Raw genomic sequence first — 7,384 nt, 5'->3', positions numbered from 1 at the left:
TTGAGCAAGCCGCTCAAGTAGCAAGTGCAGATGTGCTTGTGAGCAACAATCCAGCAGTAACGCTTTTAGCTGGTTTAACCGGTATCACCCTGGTGGATTTAGAGCATCTTCGTGGTGATCAGCCGTTGAGCGCATTAACCCCAACAGCTGTTTTAAAAGCTCTTGGCATGGCTTAAAAAAAATGGCGTCTTTTTTAGGAAGGCGCCAACGGATGCAACGGCGCCTAAGCCCTTTGCTGAATACTCCCTTACTGCCGCTTGGAATGGTGGTGATCGGTGGCGCGTGCGGTTACCGCCTCAGTGAAGGTTGGGATTGGGGGGATTGCTTTTGGCAGGTGGCAATTACCCTCACCACCGTTGGTTATGGCGATCAAACCGTAGTAAGTCCTGCTGGCCGCTGGGTAACGGTGCTGATGTTGCTCGGCGGCATCGTGGTGGTGCAGCAAACCTTGCAATGGCTGCTTAGCCTTCAGGAAAGTGGTTATTTTCAGCGACGCCGGCGCTGGCAACGGATGCAAGAACTTCAACGCGTACGCAACCACGTAATTGTTTGCGGCTACGGCCGCATCGGTCGTGAAATCGCCGCACAACTCAGCGCCGAAAATGTGGCTGTTTTAGTGATCGAAACCGATCCGGAAAGAATTGCCGAGGCCCGAAATCGCAATTTGGAAGTGCTTAATGGTGATGCCACCTTGGATGAAACATTGCAGGAGGCAGGTATTCAGCACTGCAGAGCACTTGTGGCAGCTCTACCAAGCAATGCCGCCAATCTTTATGTGGTGCTAAGCGCCCGTGGTTTATTTCCCAATTGCCGTTTGATTGCACGTGCAGATAGCGGTGAAGCAGAACGCAAATTGAGACAGGCCGGCGCTGACGCAGTGGTGTCGCCTTACATCGCCGGCGGGCGAATCATGGCCGCCACCGCCCTACGCCCCCTTGCCCTCAATTTCCTTGATCTTTTGGCGGGTTCCAATTGCGAAGTGGAGGAATTTCAACTCAGCGATAACCCCCAATTAGCCCATGCCGTGATGGGTCGTAGCTTGATCGAGCTAGACCTTGGCAGACGCACTGGTGGGGCTTTGGTTTTAGCAATCCAGGGCCCAGATGGTTTACTTGCTAACCCCAGTGGCAACACCACCTTGAGCCTCGGCCAGCGCCTTGTGGTGATGGGTAGCCCAAAACAATTAGAAGCCCTCGAACTACTTTTGGGCTCCGCTTTGCAAACCTGCAGTGCAGTGCAGGGCTAAGCGCACCCTTACGATCGCGCCAGTTTCGCTGCAGCCATGAGCCAAGCCCATTCCCCCCTATTGGGCAAAACCGCGCTTGTTACCGGGGCTAGCAGAGGGATCGGCAGGGCCGTGGCCCTTGAGCTAGCGGCCGCAGGTGCCACCGTTGCAATTAATTACGCCAGCTCCGCCGCTGCTGCTGCTGCCGTGGTGGCAGAAATCACAGCTCAAGGGGGCAAGGCTTTTGCTTTGCAGGCAGATGTAAGCAATGAAGCAGAAGTGATCGCCCTTATTGATGGGGTAATCGAGCGCGGCGGCAGTATTGATGTGCTGATTAATAACGCCGGCATCACCCGCGACGGGTTGCTGATGCGAATGAAAACAAGCGATTGGCAAGCGGTAATCGATCTAAATCTCACCGGTGTATTTCTTTGCACAAGAGCTGTTACTAGGCCGATGCTTAAGCAAAAAAGTGGGCGAATTGTGAATATCACCTCCGTGGTGGGTTTGATGGGAAATGCGGGCCAAGCAAATTACGCCGCAGCCAAGGCGGGGGTGATTGGTTTTACCCGCAGCACTGCGAGGGAACTTGCCAGCAGGGGGATAACCGTAAATGCCGTAGCACCAGGTTTTATCGCCACCGATATGACTAAGGATCTACAAGCAGAAGCCTTATTGGCGGCAATCCCTTTGGGGCGCTATGGAGAAGCGGCTGAAGTGGCTGGAGCAGTGCGATTTTTGGCAGCTGATCCAGCCGCCGCTTACATCACGGGGCAGGTAATGCAGGTGGATGGGGGGATGTTGATGGGGTAACGCCCGAACCCAATTGCTGGCGCAAGAGGCGAATCCTTTGCAGCAATTTCAAACGACGCCCCCTAGCTGTGAGGGTAAGGGTGATACGCAAAGGTATGTAGATGAGCGCCATTAGCAGGCCCAAGGCCGCCAACACCAGGAACGTCATCGGAAAATATCACTCATATCAATGTTAATTGGCAAAACCCGAATAGGTGAGTAATCAGCCTTTTAGTTTTGCCACATAACTTGCCACCTGTAGATCAACGCCGGTAATAGCGGTGCCCACCACCACCGCATCAGCACCTTCCGCTAAAGCACGGCTTGCCTCGGCTGCGCTCGCGATGCCGCCTTCGCAGATAAGGCCCGTAGTTGCTGGCAACTGCTGCCTTAAAGGTTTCAACAGATCCCAGGCCGGTGGCCGCTCAGCTGCGGTGGCTTCGGTGTAGCCATAAAGGGTGGTACCCACCCATTGGCAACCCAAAGCAGCTGCAATTAAGCCATTACTCAAACAATCCACATCCGCCATCAACGGCGCCATCAGTTCATTTTGTGCCCTTTGCACTAACGCCGCCAACTCCTGCCCCCCAGGCCGGTAGCGAGCAGTGGCATCAATTGCAATCACGTCTGCTCCCGCAGACCACACCTCTTGGATCTCGTTCCAGCCTGGGGTTATGTAAACAGCACTATCTGGAAAGCTGCGTTTCCACAGGCCGATTATCAAAGCTTTAGGGCAGCGGCGGCGCACAGCACCGATATGTTCTGGGCTTTCAAGCCTTACGCCAATTGCCCCATTGCGCAAACTGGCTTCTGCCATAGCAGCAATTACATCAGGATCACGCATAGGCGAACCTTCCGGTGCCTGCACCGAAACGATCAATCCACGGGGCAGCAGTAATGGAGCAGGAAGGGTTTTTGAGCTCATGGCAGTTCAGCTGGCTTGACGCAAAGGGCCATCCCAACTGGGTAGCCAACCTCGCAGCCGCCGCGCAACTTCGCTTCTCGCTTTGATTTCAAGGGGAGGTTGCTGGCTTATCTCTACTTCAATTATTTCTTCTTGAATTAATTCTTCCTGAGCAACTTCTTCTTGAGTGAATTCTGTATGACTAATTTCTACTTTAGGGATTTCTTTTGGTAATAATTGTAGCTGCCAAAAAGTTGCCATCTCCTCCGTAGAGGCCAATTTGCGAATCAATATCTGTAGTGCCTTTGGCCCTTGGCGATGGGCATAGCGTTCGCTTAAAAGCCTCAAGGCAGCCTCATCTTTTTCAGCAAGGGCAAGTTTTAATGCCTCCAGCTCTTTGCGGGCTCGGGCGGAGGCAGAAAGCGGATGGGCAACCACGGCGTTAGCTCAATTTCCGGTCTAACAAAGGCCGGATGGACAAAAACAAACCTGCGGATAACACCAGAAGCAACAGCAGGCATTGGGCGGCGGTGAGAGCTCCATAGGGAGCCTCAAGCACTACCGCATCAAAAGCAAACTGGCCTAGGTAAGCCGCGCGGATCGGTTCAATCGCGAAGGTAAGGGGATTTAGGGCTGCAAGCCAGCCCAACCAGCCAGGCATGTAGCTGATCGGGGCCAAAGCAGTGCTTGCAAATAGCAACGGCAAGTTGGCAACAAAAATCACTGCAATCAATTCGATATGGCCGGGCAAAGCAAAAGCCAGGGCCAAACTCAATGCAGTAACAGCAGCCACCAGTAGCAGCAAGGTGCCGATCACCACCAGTAAACCTGCCCCTCCGGGCCAGCCATAACCCAATCCCCAGGCGGCAGCCATGATCGCCAAACTTTGCACCAAACTGAGGCTGGTGATGTAAAGCACAGAAGCAAGCACAATTGAATAACGCGAGCGCAATGGCGCCACCAGTAAACGATTTAAAAAGCCAAATTCCCGATCAAACATCACAGGCAATCCTGCATTTAAGGCCGCGCTAAATGCTGTGAATACGATTACCCCTGCCCCTAAAAATTTGCCGTAGCTACCACCACCAGGAAATAAACCCATCGGTGCCTTGGCAAATAAAGCGCCAAAAAGCACCAACCAAATCAAGGGTTGCAAAATTCCGGCCACCAAAGTGGAGGGGCGCCGTTTTAGTTGCAGAAACAGGCGCTTGCTTAAAGCAAGGGTTTCCTGACTAATTTCAGCAATTGCAGATGGGGCAAACACGGGCAAAAAGAAAATAATGGGAGTTGGTAAAAAGCAAACGAAAATGCAACCGGGTTAACGCATCGCCTGTTTCTTTTCCGCCTTGGAATCACGGCTCGAAATGGCTGCTAATTCAGCGTCCATCAAGGTGCGGCCGGTGGCCTGCAGGTAAACGTCGTCGAGGCTGGGGCGACTTTGGGCCAACGAAAACACAGGTACCTGGGCATGTTCCAGCTGCTGCCTTAGTTGAAGCAGGGCTTCTGATCCTTGGGCTTCGAGCACAAAATTAATGGCGTGGCCCTGGGCGCGATTGATCAACACCTGGCTTACGCCAAGCAAGCCCTGAATTATTTGCTGCACCCGTTGGGCCTCTTGCTGGCTGGCAAATTCACGCACCCGCAAAGTGATGCGATCACCGCCAAGCTGTTGCTTTAGTTGCTCAGGGGTTCCCTCAGCGATCACACAACCGCGATCCAAAATCGCTAAACGATCAGCCAAGGCATCCACCTCTTCTAAGTAATGACTGCTCAATAAAATTGTGGTGCCCTGCTGCCGCAATTGTTGTAAAACATCCCAAAGTGCCGCCCTGCTTTCAATATCAAGGCCAACTGTGGGTTCATCCAACACCAACACAGCAGGATCATGTAGTAAGCCGCAGGCCAGATCCAAGCGCCTACGCATACCGCCTGAATAACTGCCGCAACGGCGATCCAACCATTCCTCCATACCCAATAACGCCGAGAGGGCAGCAATGCGATCCCGCGATCTAGCAGCGCTTAGGTGATAAAGACTGCCCTGCAGTTCGAGGAGCTCCCTGCCCGTAAGGATTTTGTCGATCGCCACCTCTTGGGCCACATATCCCAACTGAGCCCTTGCCCCGCGAGGATCAGCCAGAGCATCCAGCCCGGCGATAAAAACCCGGCCCTGATCTGGCGCTAATAGGGTGCAAAGGATACGTAAAGCGGTGGTTTTACCGGCGCCATTTGGGCCAAGCAAACCATATAAACATCCCTTTGGCACCTCAAGAGAAAGCCCCTCAAGAGCGCTAACGCTGCCATAGCGTTTATAAATTTGCTCGAGATTGATCACTGGAAACTATGAAAGAAACTGCTTAGCTGCAAATTGAAATCACTTGCTGTTGATGTTCTAGCGAGTAGTAACAACAAACAGATGCCGAATAGATAAAGAATCGACCATCTAAACATCCCCTTTGCCTTCTGCCGATCAAATGGATCTTGCTGTAGCTGCTGAGCCATTTGCAGCAAACGGCCGTTAAATGGCAAAACCATCAGGCCATAAAACAGTCCTCCGCTGGGAAGGATAAATACGCCCAGAAAACTCACTGCAATGGTGGCCCAGGCGTAGCGAATGATCGCGTTTCCTGTAACTACAGGGCCCTTCACCACAGGCAACATCGGAATGCCCACCGAGCGGTAGTCATCTTCTAATAAAAGTGCAAGGGCCCAGAAATGAGCTGGGGTCCAAAGCATTACCAAGGCAAATAACCACCAACCACCAAGGCCAATATGACCGGTGGCAGCTGCGGCGCCAACAAGAGGCGGAATAGCGCCAGCCACCCCACCGATCACGATGTTTTGAGTGGTGCGTGGTTTTAACACCACGGTGTAAAGCAGCACGTAGCTGCACAGCCCCAATAAAGACAAACTTGCCGCTAAGCAATTCACCCCCATCACCAAAAGCAATCCAGCACTGCAAGCAAGCGCTACCGCGATATAAAAAGCATTACCGGCACTCAAGCGCCCCGAGGGCAAAGCTCTGCCGCTGGTGCGGGCCATGCGGCCATCAAGCTGCTCCTCCCATAGGCAATTGAGCACTCCTGCCGCTGCTGCTGCAAGAGCTCCGCCACCAAGGGTGCAGGCCAATCTCGGAATAGGAATCGGCCAGCTTTCCGTTAGTGCCATGCCACCAAGGGTGGTGGCAAGCAAAAGTGGAATTAGCCGCGGTTTAGCAATTTCTAACCAGGGCGGTAATTTCAACCGTGCTCGGCTGGGAACCACCTGCTCACGGCTAGTAAGGGGAACAGCGATAGCAACAGCTTCAGCCACGGGAAAACTCCACAGAGGTACTTGGTCTTAAGGCCAAAGCAGCAGCTGGCAGGGTTGCCACAAGCAAAGCCGCCAGTAACTGATGGGCAACGGTTACGAGGGGTTCAGATAACGAAAGTTTCAAGGTGAGCACTCCAAGCACCACTTGGCAGGCCGCTAGGGCTCCTGCTGCCACTCCAAGGCGCCTGGCAAAGGGAGGGCATGGAAAGGCCAAAAGCAAAATCGCCAAAAGAGCGCAGCAACTTGCAGCTGGGGTGGCAAGGCTGCGATGGGCGGAAAGCCAGGCACAACCTTCAGCTACGCGCAAACAGCGGCCAGAGGCCCATTGGGTTGCCATCAATCCACCTGCAACGCATTGGCCAAACACAAGCGAACCAGCCACAGCGCAAAGCAAAAATGCCCCGCGGGGCCTCGGACCCGCCACAGGAGGCCGCAATAATTGAGCGATTGCACTTAGAAGCGCCACCAGCAGAAGCGCAGTGGCCAGATGGGCCGTAACGATATCGAAACGCAGCAATTGAGTAACTGTGAGTGCTCCAAGTGCCCCTTGGGCTGCCACCAGCAGAAGAGCTAATCCGCTCAACCAAGGGAGCCAGCGAGGATTATCACGACGATTCAAAATCGATGAAACCAGTAATAAAACAAGGCCAATTCCCACAAAAAAAGCATCAAGGCGATGAAACCATTCAAGAAAAACTTGAAGGTTCATCTGCCTACTGGGCAAAAGGCTGCCGTAGCAAAGGGGCCAATCGGGGCATGCCAAGCCAGCTTCCATAACCCTTGTGGCTCCACCCACAACAACTAAAGCCACAAGGGCCACCACCAGCTGCCTGCACAACCGCAAGGGGTTTAAAGAGGGCAATTCAAATGGGCTCAAGTTCAACCGTGTCGCGGTGCCCCACAGGGCTTGCTTTAAACGCTAGCGATCCCAAGCAGTGGAGAGCCTTAAGCAAGTATTGGGATCTTGCCTTCGTGAGGTTTTCAGCATTTAAAAGAAAACTTTCTTTTTCCGGTCGTTGTAGGTGGGGGCAAACTGCATAGGGTTAATACTCAGCTTTTAAATAAAAGCGCCAATGCGCATTCCCTCTGCGATCATTACCTCTGTAGCAGGCATGCTTCTTGTGCTTGCCGGGTTTTGGGCCGCAAATTACTCA

The 7,384-nt window shown here is 53.2% G+C and carries 9 protein-coding genes; 2 read left to right on the top strand and 7 right to left on the bottom strand.

Features of this window, described 5'->3' with window-relative positions; translation table 11 throughout:
- Nucleotides 1-181 precede the first annotated feature (181 nt).
- Both KB557_RS07685 and fabG read left to right on the top strand, forming a co-directional pair.
- A complete protein-coding gene (locus KB557_RS07685) occupies nucleotides 182-1,246 on the top strand; it encodes a TrkA family potassium uptake protein (RefSeq protein ID WP_255132933.1) in 1,065 nt (354 codons plus the stop codon).
- 36 nt (nucleotides 1,247-1,282) lie between these two features.
- On the top strand, nucleotides 1,283-2,038 hold the full coding sequence (fabG, locus tag KB557_RS07680) for a 3-oxoacyl-[acyl-carrier-protein] reductase (protein ID WP_255132930.1): 756 nt from the start codon (nucleotides 1,283-1,285) through the stop codon (nucleotides 2,036-2,038).
- Here the strand turns inward: fabG and KB557_RS07675 are convergent.
- Genes KB557_RS07675 through KB557_RS07645 form a run of 7 tightly spaced genes read right to left on the bottom strand, consistent with a single transcriptional unit; the run spans nucleotide 1,992 to nucleotide 7,092 of the window.
- Complete coding sequence (locus KB557_RS07675; RefSeq protein WP_255132928.1) at nucleotides 1,992-2,186, bottom strand: hypothetical protein; 195 nt, start codon at nucleotides 2,184-2,186, stop codon at nucleotides 1,992-1,994. The genes fabG and KB557_RS07675 overlap by 47 nt on opposite strands.
- Nucleotides 2,187-2,240: 54 nt before the next feature.
- A complete protein-coding gene (locus KB557_RS07670; RefSeq protein WP_255132927.1) occupies nucleotides 2,241-2,942 on the bottom strand; it encodes an N-acetylmannosamine-6-phosphate 2-epimerase in 702 nt (233 codons plus the stop codon).
- 6 nt (nucleotides 2,943-2,948) lie between these two features.
- Nucleotides 2,949-3,359 carry a hypothetical protein gene (locus tag KB557_RS07665; protein WP_255132925.1) on the bottom strand — a complete coding sequence of 137 codons (411 nt, stop codon included), beginning with the start codon at nucleotides 3,357-3,359 and terminating at the stop codon, nucleotides 2,949-2,951.
- Nucleotides 3,360-3,363: 4 nt separating this feature from the next.
- Nucleotides 3,364-4,185, bottom strand: coding sequence for an ABC transporter permease (locus tag KB557_RS07660; protein WP_255132923.1), 822 nt, complete (start codon nucleotides 4,183-4,185; stop codon nucleotides 3,364-3,366).
- A 54-nt stretch (nucleotides 4,186-4,239) separates the two neighbouring features.
- A complete protein-coding gene (locus KB557_RS07655; RefSeq protein WP_255132921.1) occupies nucleotides 4,240-5,253 on the bottom strand; it encodes an ATP-binding cassette domain-containing protein in 1,014 nt (337 codons plus the stop codon).
- Complete coding sequence (locus KB557_RS07650; RefSeq protein WP_255132919.1) at nucleotides 5,250-6,230, bottom strand: heme o synthase; 981 nt, start codon at nucleotides 6,228-6,230, stop codon at nucleotides 5,250-5,252. Before KB557_RS07650 ends, KB557_RS07655 begins: the two co-directional genes overlap by 4 nt.
- Nucleotides 6,223-7,092 (bottom strand): heme A synthase, encoded by an 870-nt coding sequence (locus KB557_RS07645; RefSeq protein WP_255132916.1) that lies wholly within the window; start codon nucleotides 7,090-7,092, stop codon nucleotides 6,223-6,225. Before KB557_RS07645 ends, KB557_RS07650 begins: the two co-directional genes overlap by 8 nt.
- Nucleotides 7,093-7,384 lie beyond the last annotated feature (292 nt).

The organism is Synechococcus sp. Cruz CV12-2-Slac-r (assembly GCF_024346075.1).
Lineage (GTDB): Bacteria > Cyanobacteriota > Cyanobacteriia > PCC-6307 > Cyanobiaceae > Synechococcus_D.
This window is presented reverse-complemented; position numbering and strand designations above follow the sequence as displayed.